Genomic DNA, 20149 nt, shown 5'->3' with positions numbered 1-20149 from the left:
TTGTTGCATACTCTTAAACGATACTCATTCTTATACCTTGTCTACTTTAAGCAGCACTTAAAAGTTATGATGGAGTATAAGGTAGATTTTATAATAGGGATTTCTTCGGTATTCATTCAACAATTTGCCTCTATCTTTTTTATAAAAGTGGTATTTGATCATATTGAAACTTTGAAGGGATGGAACTTTTATCAAATTCTCTTAATCTACGGTATTGCTTTTGCAGGAAGGGCAATCCATCATATTTTCTTTGATAATTTATGGACAATCGGATGGCAATACATTCGGACAGGGAATTTAGACCGTTTGCTTATCCGTCCTATCAACCCGCTGTTCCAAATTATAGCGGAGCGCGTTCAACAGGATGGGTTTGGGCAACTTATAATAGGGGGAATTGTTCTTTATTATTCCATTAGTAATCTAAATATTGCTATTACATTTGGAAATTTACTGATATTGATCATAATGATTATATCAAGTGGTCTCATCTTTGTTGCATTAAATCTGTTTTTTATTACTTTTTCTTTTTGGATGACAGATAGTCTCCCAGTTGTATCGGCCGTATTCAATTTAAGTGATTTTTCGCGTTACCCGATTACTATCTATAATAAAATTATAGCATTTATCCTAACATTTATTATTCCATACAGTTTTACATCATTTTATCCAGCTGCATTTTTCTTTGATAAGGGGTATAAATGGATTTCTTTGTGCACACCATTCGTTGCCATAATACTATGTTTCATTGCTTATCGTTTCTGGAAATATGGATTAAGTGTATTTACTAGTACAGGAAGTTAATTTTAATGAGCTATTGATTCCTGTTAGTCATTCGTGTCGCGCCTCGCAGTATGGATGACTAGCAAGAAATTTTGAGTGTTTATTTTTTTGTCTATTCTTAAACTCTTCAAAATCTTAAAACTTCCAAAAAATGAAAGTAAATAAAATCATCTTTTTTGAAGTGCGATGTGTTTTATCAAATTTAGAAAATGAAGCAACTTCCTCTGATACTGGCGAAATTGTTCAGCGTTACTGGATAGAACTATGATTTAGCAGATTTTCAAAAATCATACTTGAAATTGTATCGAAACTGGATGATAACTAAAAGAAAAATTGGAGTAAGGAATCACTTTGAAAAAGTCTAACTTTTGGAGTTCAGTACAAATTGCACCTCTTTTTGTCATTGGATGGATAAGAAATGGTTCGCTTTTTTACTTTCAATAACATGCGTTATATCAACTTTGTATATATGATATTCATACCTAAATAGATGATAAAAAGCTCTCTAGTTTTAAGGGGGAGCTTTTTATCATCTACTTTTGATCGAACACAAATATTTCTTTATATTTTCTCGCTTTTATCGTTTTACCATCAGAGAATGTCTTAGGTAGCTCTTCCTCCCATGTAATGATAACAGTAATACTCTTTGCTTTTACTGACACAGGAAAGTTAGAAAAATGGCATTCATTATTTGGAACTGTTCTTTCAGTTTCCGGTGCGTCCATGTTTGCCCGCAAAGTTTTGGAATCGTTAAAGTTACTGTATATATCTACATCTAAATTATAAGCATTTTCCCCCATATTTTTCACATCTAGACTATATGTATTAACTAGGCCCAGTTTTGGTTTTGAAAGCCTGGGCTTATCGTCAGATTTATTAATTTTTAAATACCAACGTTCAGAGGACTTTGATATAGGAAGAGTACTAAACGAGGAAGCTTTCGCTAATATATTGCTATTGAATATAAAACACATCATACAAAAAAGAACAACTGTTATTTTTCGCATACTATAACCTCCAAAGTACAAGATTTCATCGTATTTATCATTTTCTTAAATACAAGGTAATATGTACTGAGGAATTAGTAACAAAATATGGGGGATTGATAGCAGCTTTCGATAACACCGATTATTTGAAAGGTGAGTAATCCGTAATATTTTCTTTTATTTAGTAGGGAGGAGCTGAATTATTTAATAACAAAAAGGCTTGTACGTAATCATATTAACAATGTGATGTGTAGTGATTACAAAGAAAAGAAGTGCGTTTCGCGCTTCTTTTTGAGGTCTCGCCAACAAAACGTGGATTTTATACGCTAAGGATATACAGGATTTCATGCAGGCTACGAGAACGGTTTGAACTGCCAAATGCTGTTGTGACAGGGCTGTATGAAATCTTGCATACAGCGGAAGGAACGGAAGGCTGACAAACTATTGGTATGAATGGCTTTCTAGGATTTGGTTACTGCTGATAATGATAGGTTATGTAAACCTCATATGTATACGGTATGCAAAAAAAAAGACCTTTCAACGTACGAAAAGTCCTTTTCTATCGCTTATTTACCTGTTTTAGCAAATTCTTTAATACGTGCCCCAATTTCATCACGAACACGTTGAAATTCAGACCACTCTTTCCCTGCCGGATCATCAAATCCCCAATGAACACGGTTTACATGCGAAGGTGTTGTTGGGCAAACATCATTTGCGTGACCGCAAAGAGTTACCACCAAGTCTGCATTATTTAAAATGTCACGATCGATGACATCAGAAGTTTGGTTTGTAATATCAATATCCACTTCCTCCATGGCTTTAATCGCATTAGGATTGACACCATGTGCTTCGATGCCTGCAGAATATACATTCCACTTGTCACCTAAATGCTTCTTCGCCCACCCTTCTGCCATTTGGCTGCGACAAGAGTTTCCTGTGCATAAAAAGTAGATTGTTTGCTTTTCCATCTGTCATGTCTCCTTTAGTACGTAATGTATTAGATTTGTTGTTCCTCATGCATAAACTTATAAACGAAAGTCGCTGCAATCGCACCTAATATGGTAGCAACAATATAAATCCAAAGATGTTCCATATGACCTGACATGATTGCCGGTCCAATGGAACGTGCAGGATTCATGGATGCACCGCTTATCGGTCCACCAAACATGGCTTCCAGTCCAACCGTAGAGCCAATTGCAAGTCCGGCGAATGACTGAACCGCTTTTCCATGAACAGCCGATCCTAAAATAACCATCATTAGAAAGAAGGTAAGAATAAATTCCAAACCAAACGATTGAATCTCTGTTCCTCTTGGTAATGTTGTGCCTAACTTGGCGACATTTCCAAATAACAAGAGCATCGTCATACTTGCCAGTATCGCACCCAACAGTTGAACAATAATATACGATATCGCATCCCACTTGTTTGTATCCCCAAGTAAGAAAAATCCAATCGTGACAGCTGGGTTAAAATGCGCACCCGAGATATGTCCAAATGTGTAAATAAGTGCAGTCACGACAAGTCCGAAGGTTAACGCAATTCCAACATGTGTCAAACTCTGTGTAATTTGATTGATCACAACGGCTCCGGTTCCAGCAAAAACTAAAAAGTATGTTCCTAAAAATTCTGCGGTTAGTTTCTTTTTCATGCATGAGCTCCCCCGTATTCACACTATCTATTCATTACAACATGTATTTGAAGCGCAATTCAGCATGACCTGTATCTTATCATGCTGATCTGGTACATGTTCTAAAATATCTTCAATCAGTACATACAAATCACTTTGTGAGTTTAGGGAATAATAAATCCATTGGCCTTTCCGTCTTTCTTTCACTAATCCCGCATCCTTTAATTTACGAAGATGCTGACTAATAGAAGGCTGACTCATGTCAAATACTTCAAGAAATTCACATACACAACACTCTCGTTGTTTTAAAATCGTAACGATGGTTAAACGTGTTTTATCTCCAAGCAATTTCAACACTTGTGCCGTTCGATCCATATCTACAAGTGTTTTTTGCATATAAGCACCTCGTATTCTTGTGTAATTACATAATTATTTACTTATATATTCAACGAAAGGTCTTATACCTACTAATGATTACAGCTCAACTTCATCTTCAGATCAGATAAAAGTTATTACGCCAATATAGATACGTCTACTTTCTTTCTCGTTCATAAGTATATAGTCAAATACTTATATACAACAAGAGAAAAGAACAGACTTTAACATATTCTTTACAATTTTGCTCTTCATTAACTAACTTCCAATAACGATAATTATGTAAATGAGCTGTCCATATGGGCAGCTTATTGTATTTTTTGCTTAGCGTGGTTTTTTTCCAAAATGCTGGCGGTACCCCATTAAGGAATTCACTAAAGGTCAAGATCGACTACAAGAGATTTTTAAATATAATCGTTATGTTGATGAAAGAGGGGATTAATGTGGCATTGATAGTTCCGAAATGCGTCTACTGTAAGGAAGATATTAAAAAGGACGAACAAGCATTAGTAATCGTACCCTATCCTAAGAGAAAAGGATTTACAGAAATTAAAGCCTATTTAAATTTGGAGGGGAAATTTATTTGCGAGAACTGTAAAGACAAACTTAATATATAATCAAGGCTGTTTTTAATGATTTTCTTATTGAAATTTCGGGACGCTATCCCTGAATGAAATAAAAGATATACGGAAGAGTCAAAAGGGAAAATATCTCATATTATAAATATGGGAGAGGGTTTTGAAACCAGAAGATCCGTACTGGTAAAAACCACACTCCGCTGGGATTTAGGAGTCAAAATGGGCATACCTCTAGATAATTAGAAAAGTAGAAGTTTACAAATTTGAATAATCCAGTACACAACTTGCGCGCCTGTCAGCAACAACGCAGCAATTGTTTGTGGATTGATTTGTTTCTTCTTAGGAGGCGCCTGTTTTGTCTCTTTTTTTTGATTAAGAGATTCGTTTCTTTTTTATTTGCTAAATTATCAACATTATTCTTTAACAGAGCCAATAGCAAAAAGGCTTGTCCGTAATCATATTAACAATGTGATGTGAAAGCTAAGAGATGGATGGCCAAAAATTTCTCCGCATGAAAAATATGAACAATGGGGAGAAGTATTAAAAACTAACTAATAAAAACAAGACCCCTAACTCATTTATAGTTAGGGGTCTTGTTCTTGTAAAAGGATAGAAAAATTTAATAGTTTACTAGCTATTTCTTAAATCTAAATGGAACAGTTGAAACGATAACATTCTTTTTATATAGAAGGTATACCCTTAATAAAACACTTGATTGGTTGTGTAAGATGTTATGCCAACTTTTTTTGGTTATAAATTGCGGAATGAGCACAGTAACTGACTGATGATTTTCCTGTGCTTTATCTTGAATCATAGCTACTAATTTTGTAAGAGGTCTCATTAAGCTTCTGTAAGAAGAAACCACTGTAATAAGACGAACATCTGGTTTCCATTCTTTCCATTTTTGTTGCATTTTTATTTCACTTTCTTTGTCGAAGGCTACATATACGGCGATGACAGTATCACCAATAGCCTCGGCATAATTAATCGATTGTTCGACTACTTTTGTGATTCCTGCAACGGGTACGATGACAATGTTTCCTTCAAATTTGTGAGAAACTGCATTTGGATCGATACGTAGTTGTTCTCCAACGGAATCGTAATGTTTATAAATACGATGACAGGTGTACACAATAATTGGCAGGAATATAACGACAGACCATACTTGTGTAAACTTTGTGATAAAGAAAATCAGTAATACAGATAGTGAAATAAGCGCCCCTACTAGATTTGTTAGTAATTTAGGTAACCATCCTTTTGGCTTTTCGCGTAACCATTTTACAATCATTCCTGTTTGCGACAAGGTGAAAGGAAGGAATACACCAACTGCATATAGCGGGATTAGTTGCTCTGTTTTTCCTTGAAACGCAATTATTAAAATAATAGAAGCGATTCCTAGTGTCAAAATTCCATTTGAATATCCTAAGCGATCACCGCGCATTAAAAACATGCGAGGCATGTATTTATCTGATGCTAGGTTGAAAGCTAATAATGGGAATGCTGAGAATCCTGTATTAGCAGCTAATACTAAAATAAGTGCTGTTGTTCCTTGTATAAAGTAGTAAACATAATTTCTTCCGAATACATCTGATGCAATTTGAGATACAACAGTTTCAGTAGGCTTCGGAGCAATACCGTACCAAAATGCCAAAATAGTGATTCCGGTAAATAAGACTGCTAGAATTGTTCCCATCATAACTAATGTTTTGGCCGCATTTTTAGCAGCGGGTTCTTTAAAATTAGGAATAGCATTTGAAATAGCCTCTACACCTGTTAATGCAGAACATCCAGATGAGAATGCTTTTAATAAAAAGAATAATGTAACTCCCGGTACAGCAGTACCAATAGGTGTATGTAGGGTTGCTGGCGCTTGTCCAGTTACGATTTTAAACACTCCAACAGTAATTAATAAAATGAGTGCTAATACGAAGAGATAGACAGGATAAGCTAGAATAGAAGCGGATTCTGTTACTCCTCTAAGATTCAGGATTGTAATGAAAATAACAAGTATGACCGCGATTGGAACGGTATACTGATGTAAAGCCGGAAACGCAGATGTAATCGCATCTGTTCCCGCTGATACACTTACAGCTACGGTAAGGATATAATCTACCAATAAGGATCCGCCAGCAACGAGTCCGGCATTTATACCTAAATTTGTCTTAGAAACAACGTAAGCTCCTCCTCCATGCGGATAGGCAAAAATAATCTGTCTGTACGATAAAATAAGTGCGGTTAATAAAATAAGAACCCCGATTGCAATTGGAATAGAGTACCAAAAGGCAATCGATCCAAGTGTTGCAAGAACAATTAAAATCTGTTCCGTTCCATACGCAACAGAAGAAAGAGCATCAGATGAAAGAATAGCCAATGCCTTTAGCTTATTTAATTTTTGTTCGCCTAAGGCGTTTGATTTAAGGGGTCTACCAATTAAAAACCTTTTGAACGATGAAAACATGGATGCACCACCAATATATAAATTTTCCAATGAACAGAATATCACAATTGATAGCGAGTGAATAGATATTTTTATTATGAATTCTTTATCCTTTAATAATAAATTGACAAAACAGTGACAGAATCACTTTTTTACTACATAAAAAGAATGGATATAGACAAGAGAGAAGGGAAGGGGTTAAGTCATTTTTCTTTGTATTGGGAAGCTGATGAATGATTGTTTAGTAATTAAAAATAAAGTTCAAAAAAACTCTTTTTCTATCATTTATTCGGTAATGCAAGTTAATGTTTGTATTGTATTTTTAAGAAACAAAATTCTCTTAACACAGATAATTCCAATGAAGTTTTTTTGATTACTTTGTAAAAGCTATAAACAAAGTATCAAAGATATATTACTTAAAGTATATATAGCATGTGATACGTGTTGGTATTCTTTAATGAGATATGTATACACAAAATACTGAAAATTATGTTAAAATAATGTTGGTTATTTAAAAAGGGGGCTTAAATTATGAAAAAAGATCATCTTGCAAAAGTAGATTTAACCAAAAAAATTGAATCGAAACAAAAATATAATAAGAAGCTGGAAAAATATCAAATGCGTTTACTAGCATTGCAGCAGATTTTACGAGAAGAAAAAATAGCCGTTATTTTGGCCATGGAAGGATGGGATGCTGCTGGAAAGGGGGGAGCAATTAAACGAATTACCGAGCACCTTGATCCGCGTGGACTGCAAGTAAATCCAATTGGTGCACCTGCTCCTCATGAAAAACGTTATCATTATCTGCAACGATTTTGGCGGAAAATCCCGCAATATGGCCAAATCACTATTTTCGATCGCTCTTGGTACGGTCGTGTATTGGTTGAACGTGTAGAGGGTTTTGCTACAAAAGAAGAGTGGACTAGAGCATACGATGAAATCAATGATTTTGAAAAACTATTAACAGATGATCATTACATAGTAGCGAAATTTTTCTATCACATTAGCAAAGATGAACAGTTAGCGCGATTTAAAGAGCGAGAGCAAAATCCTCTTAAGAAATGGAAAATTACAGATGAAGATTGGCGCAATCGTGAAAAGTGGGATGAATATGTCGAGGCAATGGAAGATATGTTTGAAAAAACAGATAAACCGAATGCAAGGTGGAATATTATACCTGGAAATGATAAATTGTATGCGCGTGTAAAAACATTGAAAGTGATAATTTCATTAATTGAGGACTATTTCTCAGAACATGGCATAGAACTGCCATCATACTATCATGAAATGAAAGAAGAAAAGCAAGAGGACATTGAAGAAGAGCATAAGATATAAGTGTGGGCGAAGTGCTTGTTGAAACCAAGGCGTTTTCTTTCGTTTGTTATAGGAAAAGACGTATGCGCAAAAAATGATGAATAAGATAGAAAAATAACGATTTTCTTTATGCTAATAAATGGAGTTTATTCTTGTGTCAGTTATATAACTGTGCTAAAATTTATGTAACTTTTAATGAACGGAGGGGTCTCCTTTGATCTTAATCAGATTACGTCTCAATACTTTGTGCCGATAATTGAATAGCGCTCAAAGGCTCTGTCTGTGTACAGAGTGAACGGGATTGGTCTGTCTCTTTAAAGGAACCCTATTAAACTTATATGTGAAAAGAGGGAGGGACGAATACGCCCTCTTTTTGTTTTGCCTTTAAAAACAGAATGATACGATGCATGTATACAAACATTTCTTAGAATTGGTGTATCATGCTGGATTTGACGACCATTGAACAAGCTGGCAGCGATGTTTTTATGCTTATTTGTCGTGCTCTCATCCGTTTATGAAAAACACAGGCAGTAGCTTGTGTTTTTCATTTTGCGCGTAATCGAAATGGAGGAATAAATATATGGAAAAGTTAGTACAAAAAGCAATATTAGTCGGAGTGAATTTAAATAATCAAAGTGATTTTGAATATTCGATGGAGGAGTTAGCAAATTTAGCAGAAGCATGCGATGTGGAAGTGGTAGGGCAAGTTACACAAAATTTACATCGTGTGAACCCATCTCATTATATTGGAACAGGTAAAATTGAAGAAGTGTCAGCGTTCGTGAAAGAAGCCGATGCGAATATGGTGATTTTCAACGATGAGTTATCGCCTTCACAAATCCGAAATTTAGAAGAGGATTTAGAGTGTAAAGTGATTGATCGTACAATTTTAATTTTAGATATTTTTGCGCAGCGTGCAAAGACAAAAGAAGCACAATTACAGGTTGAAGTCGCGCATTTGCAATATATGATGCCGCGTTTAATTGGTCTTCGCGAATCGCTTGGAAGACAAAGCGGCGGTGTTGGTACGAGAAACAAAGGTGTCGGGGAAAAGAAACTAGAGCTTGATCGCCGTAAGATTGAAGAGCAAATTGCAGCGCTAAATAAAGAACTAGAAGCACTTACTTTACATCGTCAAACGCAGCGTAAACAACGTAAGAAAAATGAAGTACCTGTTGTGTCGTTAGTAGGATATACGAACGCTGGTAAATCAACAACGATGAATGCGATGCTTGAAATGTTTAACGGATCTGAAGAAAAACAAGTCTTTGAGAAAGATATGTTGTTTGCGACGCTCGAAACAGCTGTGCGAAATATTCAATTGCCAGATAACAAATCATTTTTATTAACAGATACAGTTGGTTTCGTTAGTAAATTGCCGCATCATCTTGTGAAAGCGTTCCGTTCGACGTTAGAAGAAGTAGCGGAGGCAGATTTACTTATTCATGTTGTTGATTATGCAAATCCAAACTATGAGCATCTCATTGACATTACAAATCAAACGTTAAAACAAATCGGTGTTGAAAATATCCCGACGATTTATGCTTATAATAAAGCAGATGTTATGGATATTGAAATTCCAAAGGTACAAGATAACCGTGTGTATTTGTCGGCTAAACAAAAAGTAGGTATGGATGAACTTGTACAAATGATTCGTACGCAAATTTATCAAGATTATATACAATGTGAAATGTTAATTCCTTATGATCAAGGACAGTTAATTTCTTATTTTAACGAACATGCTCATGTTTTATCGACAGACTATGAAAATGAAGGTACGAAAATTACCGTGGAATGTAAAACGAGTGATTTTGAAAAATATAAAAAGTATGTAATACGCTAAAGAGTTCGTTTGAAATATGAAGAGAAGAGCTGCTGTATAGCAACTCTTTTTTTCGTTATCTTTTCTTTGCATATACACATGTATCTCTTAATTCAGCACCATCTACTGATACGCTGTTATTCTCTAAAATCCCCTCCAATTTAAAACCTAATTTTTCGGGTATGGCACGGCTTTTTACATTTCTTGAGTCACAGCGGATTTCCACTCGATTTGCTTGTAATTCATTAAAGGCAAAATCTATAATTCCTGTAACGGCTTCTGTCATGTATCCTTGCCCGCTAAAACGAGAATGAATCCAATAACCAATTTCAAATTTTGGAATATCCCAGTTAATACGGTGTAATCCTGAAGAAGCAATAAATTCACCTGTCTCCTTAAGAAAAACGAGTAACCGTAAATCTTCACGTGCTAAAAATTTCACATGAGAATCTCTAATATTTGCTTCTACTTCTTGTTCCGTTTGTTCTTTTTGAGCAAAAGGCATCCAAGGTTTTAATTCTTCAATAGACTCATTGATTGCTTTATATACTTCTTTTCCGTCTCCAGGTCTTGGCATTCGTATGAGAAGCCTCTCAGTATAAAATTCAGAAGGGAAGTTTAATAATAATGGATTCATGTTAAAAGCTCCTTACTTATTCTTTTTATATTATGGTACTTGAATGGTTTTATATGGTAAAGGTTTTTCTGAATTTTAACAACAAATCAAAGAGGGTATTTTACTAGACTTTAGCCGTTACATGCTTTTTGCTAGACAGTAAGCAGAGAAGTGGAAAAAGGTGAAAAAGAGGTATAGAATAGTAAATGTTTAAAAAGTCAGAAAAATAAACAGGTGTATGAAATATATACACAGGCTATTTTCAGCACAGGAGGAGAGGAGCGTGTAACATGCAGGTAGCACAAAAGCCGAATGCGATGACTACACCAACGATTTACCGTATTTTATTTGCGATTAGCTTCGGTCATTTTCTTAATGACTCGATGCAGGCAGTTGTGCCAGCGCTATTTCCAATTTTGGAAAAGTCGATGAATTTATCTTATATGCAGGTAGGGTGGATTGCCTTTGCTTTGAATATGACATCATCCATTATGCAGCCGATGTTTGGGATGTATTCAGATAAGAAGCCTTCCCCTTATTTACTGCCACTTGGAATGTTCTCAAGCATGCTTGGGATGATTGGACTTGCGTTTGCACCGAACTTTTATATTGTTATTTTATCCGTTTTATTTATTGGACTTGGATCCGCTGTCTTTCATCCAGAAGGTGCACGTGTTGCTTATATGGCAGCAGGAGCAAAGCGTGGTTTAGCGCAATCCATTTATCAAGTAGGAGGAAATACCGGGAATTCGCTTGCGCCAATTTTTACGGCACTCGTATTTGTTCCGCTTGGTCAAATCGGTACTATTTGGTTTACGGGCTTTGCGGTGGTCGGAATTGTCTTATTATACTTTGTTTCTACATGGTATAAAGGGGAGTTAGAAAGCGGGGCTGTAAGAAGGAAAAAACGAGCTGCACTAGAAGCGGAAAGTCTAGTAATAAGCAGCCGGGTTAAGTTTGTTATTGTTTTACTTGTATTTTTAACGTTTGTTCGTTCATGGTACGGAGCAGGGATTGGAAACTTTTATCAATTTTATTTAATTGAACATTATGGACTATCTATTAAAAATGCACAGTTTTATGTATTTGCTTTCATGATTGCTGGCGTGCTTGGAACGTTTTTTGGAGGACCGTTAGCAGATCGGTTTGGAAAGCGAAATATTATTGTGTTTTCCATGCTCGGTTCAGCACCGCTAGCACTATTATTGCCACATGTTTCGCTTGTTTGGGTTGTCCCGTTATTTCTTTGTATTGGATTTATTAGTTCTAGTAGTTTCAGTGTTATTGTTGTGTATGCACAGGAGCTTGTTCCTGGAAAAGTCGGTATGGTATCTGGCTTAATTGTCGGACTCGCATTTGGACTTGGAGCACTAGGAGCGGTTGTACTTGGGAAATTGGCAGATATATATAGTCTTAACTTCATTATGCTGCTATGTAGTATGTTGCCGTTAATTGGTTTATCATCATGGTTACTGCCAAATGATCGTAAAACGATGTAGAAATGGATGGAATAGGAGCCCTGAATATGAAAATATATCATAACGTTACAGAATTAATTGGAAATACACCTGTTGTGCGTTTATCTCGCATTGTTCCGGAAGATGCGGCTGATATATATGTAAAGTTAGAGATGTTTAACCCGTCACGTAGCGTAAAGGATCGCGCAGCTTATAATTTAATTCATATGGCAGAAGAAAATGGATTCATACGACCTGGTGACACAATTATTGAACCGACAAGTGGTAATACTGGAATAGGATTGGCGATGAATGCAGCTGCGAAAGGGTATAAAGCAATTCTTATTATGCCTGATAACATGTCCAAAGAGCGTATTAACTTGCTGAAGGCATACGGAGCTGAAGTAGTACTGACACCAGCTGCTGAACGGATGCCGGGGGCAATTGCAAAAGCACTGGAATTGCAGCAGCAAATTCCAGGTAGCTTTATTCCACAGCAGTTTGAGAATAAAGCAAATCCTGAAATTCATCGCACTACAACAGCTGTTGAAATTTATGAACAAATGAACGGTGAATTAGATGCATTTGTCGCAACCGCTGGAACAGGTGGAACTATTACAGGGACAGGAGAAACATTACGAGAAAAACTTCCTGGTTTATATATTGCAGTCGTGGAACCGAAAGGATCTCCCGTTTTATCAGGTGGTGCTCCGGGTCCGCATAAATTAGTGGGAACAAGTCCAGGGTTTATCCCAAAAAACTTGAATACAGAGATTTATAATGAAATCATTCAAATTGCTGATGAAGATGCAATTGAGACAATGAGGAAGCTTGCGAAAGAAGAGGGGATTTTAGTAGGACCATCATCAGGAGCTTCTGTGTTTGCTGCGATTACGCTAGCGAAAAGACTAGGTGTTGGGAAAAAAGTGTTATGTATTGCACCGGATACAGGGGAACGGTATTTGAGCATGGGGTTATTTGAATAATTGCTATGGAGGATGTATATGAGATATACATCCTCTTTTTCTATTTGTTACATATGTAGCATCTTGGATTCTTTTAATTTGTTTTTTTGCTCAAAGCAGACCAGTGTGTTGGACGAGAAAGCAAGTGGGGTAATTTTGTGCGTGCATCACCTTTCGCTGAGTTAATCTGAACTTGGGTAAGAAAGATACTCTCTGTGAAATCTGCTCCGCTAAGGTCGGCGTCTCGTAAATCAGCACCGATAAGATCGGCCGCTCTCAAATCTGCGCCTCGGAGGTCGGCAGCAATAAGGTATGCTCCTCTCAAATTTGCTCCTCTGAGATCTGCTCCTTTAAGTTTTGCACCCATAAGATTTGCTCCTCGATGGTTTATTCTCTTGCCTTTTTTTGAATTCTTATGTTGACGACGTGCCTCTGTCCATACTAGTTCGCTTGTCTTTAAAAGCAGAGCATTTACATTTGCTCGGTGTAATGGAACGTCTAATTCCAAGAGTGAATCGGGACTAAGTTGAGAAAGTCGTTCTGTCTCATCAAGCATGTGGTTAAGCTCACTGTGAATCGGACGAGTTGCTTTCAACGTTAAAGCTTCGGTTAAATACCAGAGCATTTCATGGAGTTGTTGCATAATTGGAAACACATTGTACATTTTTCTCGCCTTTTCTGGACTTTCATGCCAGTCTACTCCTTCGAAAGTGACTTGGGAAACCTTTTGTCCTGCGCCGAAGCATTCAAAAACGGTACATCCTTTAAAACCCTTTTGTCTAAGGTCTCTATGAATACTGCAACGAAAGTCCGCTTGCAGATTAGGACAGGGCTTGCCACCATCTTTATCAATTGCAAAATCTGCCGAAGCTGCGAAGGGAAGTGCAACACAGCACAAGCCGAAACAGTTTTCACAGTCAGCGCGCAAGTTGTTACGATTCATATCGCGTTTTAAATCATCATGGTTCTCAAACAATATGTGGACCTCCTTTATTGCGATGTTACTTGTATAATTTAATATATAAGATTAATAGTTTGGTTGTCACTTCATTTATGTTTAAAAGAGTTTTCTCATTCACTAATGTTATTACTAAATCATTTCACAGTTAATTACTGGTTATAATTAGAGGAGGCTAGAATAGATGCCTTTTAGGTAAGTGTTTGTTACAACTAACCTAACTTACAATGTTAGTGCAATATGAAAAATTCAAATTTCCTTTTTAGTAAGATAATATGTTTTGGTTCATTTTTTTATAAACTGTTCAACTTGATTTTAAATAAATATCATACATATTATATCATCTTCTAAAATGGTAATTACTTTACTTTAATAAAAAAGGTGTAACTTGAAATGTAAGTTACACCTTTTCCATGCTTATCGTTTTAATTTTTTCAACAATGGCAAACGATTGATACGATCACCAAGAATGTCAGAAGCAAGCCCGCTTGTAAATACAAAAGCGAAGTAAACAAGTGCACCAAGGGCACCGCATACGACTACAATTAATAAAGACTCCATATATGTTTGTCCGGGAATTAACCATTTTAATAACGTTTTTGCCCCAATTACTACAGCAGACATTGCTGCAGAGTAAATTGTAATAAGTAATACGGTTTTACCAGTCTTTGCGATGTTAAACTTCGTATATTTTACAATGCAATATAACATGATTACATCAGAAACGAGGTAACCAAGTATCGTTCCTAATACAGCACCATGTCCACCTAGCGCATATAGAAGCGGTGTATTGACAAGAACTTTTACAATGATACCTGCAGTAAAAGCAATCATCGTTTTACGCTGATAATCAATACCTTGTAAGATAGCTGCTGATACGGTGAAAATCGCGCTCATTACAGCAGATGGTGCAAATGAGATTAAATATTGTGACCCTTCTAATGCTGTATTGTGATCGAAATATACCATGCGAAATGCATCGTAAGCGATGCTAGCAAGCCCAAATGATGCTGGGATTGTGAAAAATAATAATATTGTGAAGATCTTTTCAATCTGATTTTGCAACTGATCTAATTTACCACCCGTAAATGACTGTGTAATTGCCGGGATGATTGTGAGAGAAAATCCTGTTGCTAGTGATGCTGGTATCATAATAAGTTTTTGAGCATAGTTCGTAATGTAAGCAAAAACAGCATTTGCTTTATCAAGTGGTGTGCCCACTGCTTGTAGTGCATCGGCAACCGTATATTGATCCACTAACGTATAAAGTGGAATGGCAATGCCGACAAAAACAATTGGAATCGCATAGCGAAGCAGTTCCATATACATCTTTGTTAAGGGAACCGAAGAAGAGCGCACTTTTCGTTCACCTTCTGGTGGACGTAGTCCATTGTACTTCTTCCAATACATAACGAGCATGGAAACACTGGCAATTGCTCCGATAACAGCGCCAAATGTTGCGACTGCTACAGAAGATGCAACCGATCCGCCTAATATTTTAGAAACAATAAAGCTTCCAACTAAAATAAAGATAACGCGAGCAATTTGTTCCACAACTTGTGAAACCGCACTTGGTTTCATATGTTGAAAACCTTGGAAATAACCGCGTGTAACACTCATCGCTGGCACGATAATAAGTGCAAAACTTAGTGCACGCATTGTTAGTGTTACATCCGCAACGAATCCAGGATCTGGTGTTTTAGAGCGAACTATTAATTCGGATACATAAGGTGCCCCGAAAAATAAAATTAAGAAACCAAGGAATCCCATAAACATCATTACTTTTAAGCTTGAATTATATAATCTTTTACTTGTGCCGTAATCTCCTAAAGCATTATATTTGGCAACAAATTTTGAAACGGCGATAGGGATACCTGCTGTTGAAAAGCTTAATAAAATCCCATACCAGGAGTATGCATAAGAATATAAAGCAACTCCATCACTCCCAACTAACGCTTGAAATGGGAAGAAATAAATAAAACCTAAAATACGTGAAATTATTGTGGCTCCGCTTAGTAAGGCAGTGCCTTTTAATACTTTTGAAGTAGACAAAATACTTCCTCCTACTCATGTTGCTTAAGAATCATCTTTTTCTACTATAAACTTGTCTTCGTATTTTATAAAGTAAAATACTAAATTTATTATTACAGTATTTTTACAAAGTGTGTTTTTTTTGCGGGGTTTTAGTAGGAAGTTATAATTTTGTAAAAAAATAGGATAAGTTTGTTTTTTTTAGGTCAGTCTTTTCAATTGTGGTTTTAATACTTCTTAATAATACAATTTTTAAAAAGGCATGAAGATGCAATTAGGAAAAAATTATCATATAATAAGGTTGATTCCAAAGAAATATTGGGAGGTGTTGATATGGCGATTACAATGAAATTGCCAGATACTGCAGCGTCTCATGCAAAGCCAAGTATGGAAAAGGCGATACTTTGCATGAGGTAGACAAATAATCTAACATACAATCGCCTAAATGGAATTGTATTATTTTTCCTATAGTTGGCTTTGCACCTTATTTAGATGAAACATAAAAAATAAGGGGCGAGCAAAAATGAAATATGTAAAAGCAGCGACTGTTTTACCTGAAAATTTGATTGTAGAAATTCAAAAGTATGTGCAAGGAGAAACAATTTATATTCCAAAACCAGAAAATGCTCACCATAAATGGGGTACATGCTCTGGAGGAAGAAAGCACCTTGATGATCGAAATAAAGCAATTAAACATGCTTTTAAAGATGGAGTATCCATTCATCAATTAGCAGAAGAATATTTTCTTGCTGTTGAAACAATAAAAAAAATAGTGTATTCAAAATAAAAATTGTAAGTGCTAATTATTGTATAAACAATAATTAGCGCTTTTTCATGTAAAGTTTGTTTCTAAACTATCCTCTGCATTTTATAAAGACCATGGATTGTATAAAATAAAAAATAGATAAACAATTTTGTATGGAGTGATAAAGATGGAAGCTTTTATTAGAAGTGATCAATATAATTTTATAAAATCACAAGCTTATATTCTAGTAAATGGACATGCAACAGCAAACGATAGAGGTGTTATTGCGGCTCTAAAGTCTCTTGCGATAGAAAAGGTATTAGATGTTTTTGAAAATCTTACTGATGAACAACAAGAATTAATTGATATGATTTTGACGGTTGAAAATAGAGAAGACGCAGAAGCGTTTTTACTCAAGTTAAATCCATATGTCATTCCGTTTCAGGAAGTTACGGCGCAAACGTTAAAAAAATTATTTCCTAAAGCTAAAAAATTGAAGCTTCCTGAAATGGAAGGAATAAATATGAAAGAGATGTCTTATCTAGGTTGGATTGATAAAGGCACAAGTAGAAAGTTTATTATAGCAAAGAATAAAAATAAGTTTGTTGGTTTACAAGGCACATTCCAAAGTATAAACAAAAAAGGCATTTGTGCATTGTGCCATGGTCATGAAGAAGTAGGCATGTTTCTTGTTGAAATAAAAGGAGATGTACCAGGTACTTTTGTTAAAAAGGGAAACTATATTTGCCAAGATAGCATAGCCTGTAATCAGAATATGACTTCACTGGATAAGTTATATGATTTTATTGAGAGATTGAGAAAATAACTTATAGCATAAAAAGGATGATCTTTTATCATCCTTTTTATGCTATAAGGCATAGGTTATTCAATTTTGCATAGATGACAAAAGATGAGCAGTAGGGAAAGGATTATTTTTTTGCATGGCATGATTTTTGCATTTTAATAAAAAAGATTTAGGAAAGTTTTTTGAATGTAAAAATTATGTTGATAAGGGGAAATGACATATGAAATATCCACTAACGCCAGATGTAAAACCAGAGTTTTGTACGACAGGTTCATTTATGAGATTACCATCAAGTAATGAGCAAGCAAAGATTGCAATTCTAGGAATGCCGTTTGATACGGCTGCTTCTTTTCGCGTTGGTGCGCGTTTTGCTCCGCAAGCAATTCGTCAAGCATCTATGACTTTGTTCCCATATCATCCAATTCACCATGTTTATCCGTTTGATGATACAAATGCAATTGATATTGGTGATGTGTCTGTGATCCCGCACAATATTCATCGTAGTTATGAGATAATTGAAGAAACTGTTTTGGGATTAATGCAACGAGGAATTATTCCGATAGGTCTTGGAGGGGATCATTCAGTTACATTAGCAAGTCTTCGTGCAGCAGCGAAAGTTCATGGACCTGTCGCAATGATTCACTTCGACTCCCACACAGACACATGGGATACATATTATGAAGAGAAATATTGGCACGGTTCCCCATTTATTCGTGCACATGAAGAAGGGTTACTACAACCTGAAAAAGTATTCCAAATTGGTATCCGGGGAACATTAAATCATCCTGGTGATATAGAAGCTAGTAATGATTTAGGGTATAACGTCATTACAACAGCTGAATTATGTGATCGTGGTTTTGAAAGCGTTCTCGAGCAAATGCGAGCAACCATTGGCGATACACCATGTTTCTTAACGTTTGATATTGATTTTGTAGATCCATCTTGTGCACCTGGTACAGGTACGTTAGAAGTAGGGGGATTTAACAGTCGCGAGACACTAAACATGGTGCGTTCATTAAGTGGATTTAATTATATCGGTTTCGACCTAGTAGAAGTATTACCGCCATATGATCAAGCTCAAATTACTTCTCTTTTAGCAGCAACACTTGTGCATGATTTTGCTAGCTTAATTGCTTTACAGATGAAGAATGAAGTGAATAAGTAAGAGAACAATTATTATATTGAAATTTAAAAAGACTGATGAAACAACTTTTCATCAGTCTTAAAAAATGTCCATTTATCCCGCATTAACGGGCAGTAAGCCCCTCACCTCAAGATTGAGAGAAGCGAAGAAGATAGGTGGGGGCTAACTGTCCGTAAAAGCCCGATTGGTTCAACTAACCATCAGTGGGGATGAAGAAAACCCCCGCTGATGGAAGTTTCACTTTATTATTTTTTCTGCCAATTTCCCTTGATAAAGTCTTCACGACCAGACTCTTTCCGTTCCTTGGCATATTTCTCTGGATTTTTTTTATAAAAATGTTGATGATATTCTTCCGCTTCGTAAAATGGAGCAGCTGGGCGAATGTCTGTTACGATTGGATCTTTAAACGTCCCGCTTTCTGCTAATGTTTGTTTTGATTTTTCAGCAAGCTCTTTTTGTGTTTCGTTTTGATAAAAAATCGCTGTACGATAAGATGGACCACGGTCGAAAAATTGCCCGCCATCATCAGTTGGATCAATTTGCGGCCAATATAAATCTAATAACTTTTGATAAGGAAATATAGTAGGATCAAATGTAATTTGAACGACTTCTAAATGTCCAGATTCGCCAGATTTTACATCTTCATATGTTGGGTTTTTAACATGCCCTCCTGCATAACCTGAAATGACTTTATGTATACCAGGAAGTTCATCAAATGGCTTTACCATACACCAAAAGCAACCGCCAGCAAAAGTTGCAAGTTCATATTGTTTTTCTTCCATCGCGTGTAATCCTCCTAAATTGATATGTTTTATATAGTATCGTATATGTTGTTTGTCATAGCAAGAGAAAAGTCTGGAAACAAAATAAAGAATTAATTGATTGGTATAAATCTATCATATCTTTCGAGAGGACTCCCACCTCTAAACATATGTGAAGGTGGTGAGGTGAATCGAAAAAAATATTTTATGTTCAAGTAAAACGATAGAAACGTACGTTCTTGTTTTGGTATAATATCCTTAACAAGGAGGTGAAAAAATGACAACGGAAAATCAAATAAATTATAAAACTCTTCAGATTTGGATTAAAAAAGGACATCGTATGTATTCTTATTTTCGAGAATCTTGCCAAAATGCTAAGAATATGTACAACACGACAAACTTTTATATACGACAAGTATATACAGGTTTGACACAAGATAAGGAGTTGCAACCTTTACAAAAAGAAGTTTTGGATATAATCTCCAAAAACATTGAGAAGATGAATGATACACAACTTCTTGCCTATCAAAAAAAATTGGAAAAAGAGAGAACAAAACCAAAAGAAAAACAAAAAGAAGTGAAATGTAATTTGTTTTCAGAACCAACTACAGAAAAACCTTATGTAGATTATAATTTTCTGGATGCATTATTTAAAGTGATGATTCAGAATGATTATCGTGCTTTGCCTACGCAATCTAGTCAATCCATCATGAAAAATGTATTCCAAAATTGGAAGTCTTTTTTTGCT

Annotated in this window: 18 protein-coding genes and 1 pseudogene; 10 read left to right on the top strand and 9 right to left on the bottom strand. The window is 35.8% G+C overall.

The features are described from left to right. A complete protein-coding gene (locus ACTDJC_RS07855; RefSeq protein ID WP_440603076.1) occupies positions 1-801 on the top strand; it encodes an ABC transporter permease in 801 nt (266 codons plus the stop codon). A gap of 512 nt (positions 802-1313) precedes the next feature. On the opposite strand, the gene ACTDJC_RS07850 is transcribed toward ACTDJC_RS07855, so the two are convergent. From ACTDJC_RS07850 to ACTDJC_RS07835, 4 genes are all read right to left on the bottom strand, one after another. Next, positions 1314-1787 carry a hypothetical protein gene (locus tag ACTDJC_RS07850; RefSeq protein WP_440603075.1) on the bottom strand — a complete coding sequence of 158 codons (474 nt, stop codon included), beginning with the start codon at positions 1785-1787 and terminating at the stop codon, positions 1314-1316. 545 nt (positions 1788-2332) lie between these two features. Next, positions 2333-2734, bottom strand: coding sequence for an arsenate reductase (thioredoxin) (arsC, locus tag ACTDJC_RS07845; protein WP_440603074.1), 402 nt, complete (start codon positions 2732-2734; stop codon positions 2333-2335). 29 nt (positions 2735-2763) lie between these two features. After that, positions 2764-3414 carry an MIP/aquaporin family protein gene (locus ACTDJC_RS07840; protein ID WP_440603073.1) on the bottom strand — a complete coding sequence of 217 codons (651 nt, stop codon included), beginning with the start codon at positions 3412-3414 and terminating at the stop codon, positions 2764-2766. A 27-nt stretch (positions 3415-3441) separates the two neighbouring features. After that, the gene (locus ACTDJC_RS07835) at positions 3442-3789 is read right to left on the bottom strand and encodes an ArsR/SmtB family transcription factor (protein ID WP_440603072.1); all 348 of its coding nucleotides are present in this window, start codon (positions 3787-3789) and stop codon (positions 3442-3444) included. A gap of 278 nt (positions 3790-4067) precedes the next feature. Here ACTDJC_RS07835 and ACTDJC_RS07830 point away from each other — a divergent pair, with 278 nt between their 5' ends. Then, a complete protein-coding gene (locus ACTDJC_RS07830) occupies positions 4068-4385 on the top strand; it encodes a hypothetical protein (RefSeq protein ID WP_440603071.1) in 318 nt (105 codons plus the stop codon). A 595-nt stretch (positions 4386-4980) separates the two neighbouring features. Here the strand turns inward: ACTDJC_RS07830 and ACTDJC_RS07825 are convergent. Continuing rightward, positions 4981-6804 carry an APC family permease gene (locus tag ACTDJC_RS07825; RefSeq protein ID WP_440603070.1) on the bottom strand — a complete coding sequence of 608 codons (1824 nt, stop codon included), beginning with the start codon at positions 6802-6804 and terminating at the stop codon, positions 4981-4983. A gap of 510 nt (positions 6805-7314) precedes the next feature. On the opposite strand from ACTDJC_RS07825, the gene ACTDJC_RS07820 reads away from it, so the two are divergent. Next, positions 7315-8118 carry a polyphosphate kinase 2 family protein gene (locus ACTDJC_RS07820; RefSeq protein ID WP_098310565.1) on the top strand — a complete coding sequence of 268 codons (804 nt, stop codon included), beginning with the start codon at positions 7315-7317 and terminating at the stop codon, positions 8116-8118. A 559-nt stretch (positions 8119-8677) separates the two neighbouring features. After that, positions 8678-9940, top strand: a complete 1263-nt coding sequence (gene hflX, locus ACTDJC_RS07815) for a GTPase HflX (protein ID WP_429720723.1) — start codon at positions 8678-8680, stop codon at positions 9938-9940. A 55-nt stretch (positions 9941-9995) separates the two neighbouring features. Here the strand turns inward: hflX and ACTDJC_RS07810 are convergent, their stop codons facing one another. Continuing rightward, a complete protein-coding gene (locus tag ACTDJC_RS07810; protein ID WP_440603069.1) occupies positions 9996-10556 on the bottom strand; it encodes a GNAT family N-acetyltransferase in 561 nt (186 codons plus the stop codon). A gap of 269 nt (positions 10557-10825) precedes the next feature. Between ACTDJC_RS07810 and ACTDJC_RS07805 the strand changes: the two genes are divergently transcribed. Then, positions 10826-12034, top strand: coding sequence for an MFS transporter (locus ACTDJC_RS07805; protein ID WP_440603068.1), 1209 nt, complete (start codon positions 10826-10828; stop codon positions 12032-12034). A gap of 26 nt (positions 12035-12060) precedes the next feature. Further along, complete coding sequence (gene cysK, locus ACTDJC_RS07800) at positions 12061-12978, top strand: cysteine synthase A (RefSeq protein WP_253629270.1); 918 nt, start codon at positions 12061-12063, stop codon at positions 12976-12978. 73 nt (positions 12979-13051) lie between these two features. Here the strand turns inward: cysK and ACTDJC_RS07795 are convergent, their stop codons facing one another. Next, positions 13052-13900, bottom strand: coding sequence for a pentapeptide repeat-containing protein (locus ACTDJC_RS07795; protein WP_440603462.1), 849 nt, complete (start codon positions 13898-13900; stop codon positions 13052-13054). Between the two features lie 432 nt (positions 13901-14332). Continuing rightward, positions 14333-15967: a putative polysaccharide biosynthesis protein gene (locus ACTDJC_RS07790; protein WP_440603067.1), complete on the bottom strand. Its 1635-nt coding sequence runs from the start codon at positions 15965-15967 to the stop codon at positions 14333-14335. 502 nt (positions 15968-16469) lie between these two features. Here ACTDJC_RS07790 and ACTDJC_RS07785 point away from each other — a divergent pair. The 3 genes from ACTDJC_RS07785 to speB all read left to right on the top strand — a co-directional run bounded on the left by ACTDJC_RS07785 (position 16470) and on the right by speB (position 18661). Then, complete coding sequence (locus tag ACTDJC_RS07785; RefSeq protein WP_440603066.1) at positions 16470-16733, top strand: CD3324 family protein; 264 nt, start codon at positions 16470-16472, stop codon at positions 16731-16733. Positions 16734-16878: 145 nt separating this feature from the next. Beyond that, a complete protein-coding gene (locus ACTDJC_RS07780; protein ID WP_440603065.1) occupies positions 16879-17517 on the top strand; it encodes a FusB/FusC family EF-G-binding protein in 639 nt (212 codons plus the stop codon). A gap of 199 nt (positions 17518-17716) precedes the next feature. Continuing rightward, the gene (gene speB / locus ACTDJC_RS07775) at positions 17717-18661 is read left to right on the top strand and encodes an agmatinase (protein ID WP_440603064.1); all 945 of its coding nucleotides are present in this window, start codon (positions 17717-17719) and stop codon (positions 18659-18661) included. A gap of 224 nt (positions 18662-18885) precedes the next feature. On the opposite strand, the gene msrA is transcribed toward speB, so the two are convergent. Then, positions 18886-19422 (bottom strand): peptide-methionine (S)-S-oxide reductase MsrA, encoded by a 537-nt coding sequence (gene msrA / locus ACTDJC_RS07770; protein WP_440603063.1) that lies wholly within the window; start codon positions 19420-19422, stop codon positions 18886-18888. A 256-nt stretch (positions 19423-19678) separates the two neighbouring features. Here msrA and ACTDJC_RS07765 point away from each other — a divergent pair. Next, positions 19679-20149 (top strand): annotated as a pseudogene (locus ACTDJC_RS07765) (RNA-guided endonuclease InsQ/TnpB family protein); the annotation flags it as partial.

This window comes from Bacillus sp. GB_SG_008, assembly GCF_052038115.1.
Classification (GTDB): domain Bacteria; phylum Bacillota; class Bacilli; order Bacillales; family Bacillaceae_G; genus Bacillus_A; species Bacillus_A rhizoplanae.
Note: the sequence above shows the minus strand (reverse complement) of the source record. Positions and strands in the feature narration are given on the sequence as shown.

Excerpts from the sequence above, each read along its gene's own strand:
- ACTDJC_RS07850 (WP_440603075.1), bottom strand. The coding sequence starts at position 1,787 with ATGCGAAAAATAACAGTTGTTCTTTTTTGTATGATGTGTTTTATATTC.
- arsC (WP_440603074.1), bottom strand. The coding sequence starts at position 2,734 with ATGGAAAAGCAAACAATCTACTTTTTATGCACAGGAAACTCTTGTCGC.
- ACTDJC_RS07840 (WP_440603073.1), bottom strand. The coding sequence starts at position 3,414 with ATGAAAAAGAAACTAACCGCAGAATTTTTAGGAACATACTTTTTAGTT.
- ACTDJC_RS07835 (WP_440603072.1), bottom strand. The coding sequence starts at position 3,789 with ATGCAAAAAACACTTGTAGATATGGATCGAACGGCACAAGTGTTGAAA.
- ACTDJC_RS07830 (WP_440603071.1), top strand. The coding sequence starts at position 4,068 with ATGGGCAGCTTATTGTATTTTTTGCTTAGCGTGGTTTTTTTCCAAAAT.
- ACTDJC_RS07825 (WP_440603070.1), bottom strand. The coding sequence starts at position 6,804 with ATGTTTTCATCGTTCAAAAGGTTTTTAATTGGTAGACCCCTTAAATCA.
- ACTDJC_RS07820 (WP_098310565.1), top strand. The coding sequence starts at position 7,315 with ATGAAAAAAGATCATCTTGCAAAAGTAGATTTAACCAAAAAAATTGAA.
- hflX (WP_429720723.1), top strand. The coding sequence starts at position 8,678 with ATGGAAAAGTTAGTACAAAAAGCAATATTAGTCGGAGTGAATTTAAAT.
- ACTDJC_RS07810 (WP_440603069.1), bottom strand. The coding sequence starts at position 10,556 with ATGAATCCATTATTATTAAACTTCCCTTCTGAATTTTATACTGAGAGG.
- ACTDJC_RS07805 (WP_440603068.1), top strand. The coding sequence starts at position 10,826 with ATGCAGGTAGCACAAAAGCCGAATGCGATGACTACACCAACGATTTAC.
- cysK (WP_253629270.1), top strand. The coding sequence starts at position 12,061 with ATGAAAATATATCATAACGTTACAGAATTAATTGGAAATACACCTGTT.
- ACTDJC_RS07795 (WP_440603462.1), bottom strand. The coding sequence starts at position 13,900 with ATGAATCGTAACAACTTGCGCGCTGACTGTGAAAACTGTTTCGGCTTG.
- ACTDJC_RS07785 (WP_440603066.1), top strand. The coding sequence starts at position 16,470 with ATGAAATATGTAAAAGCAGCGACTGTTTTACCTGAAAATTTGATTGTA.
- ACTDJC_RS07780 (WP_440603065.1), top strand. The coding sequence starts at position 16,879 with ATGGAAGCTTTTATTAGAAGTGATCAATATAATTTTATAAAATCACAA.
- speB (WP_440603064.1), top strand. The coding sequence starts at position 17,717 with ATGAAATATCCACTAACGCCAGATGTAAAACCAGAGTTTTGTACGACA.
- msrA (WP_440603063.1), bottom strand. The coding sequence starts at position 19,422 with ATGGAAGAAAAACAATATGAACTTGCAACTTTTGCTGGCGGTTGCTTT.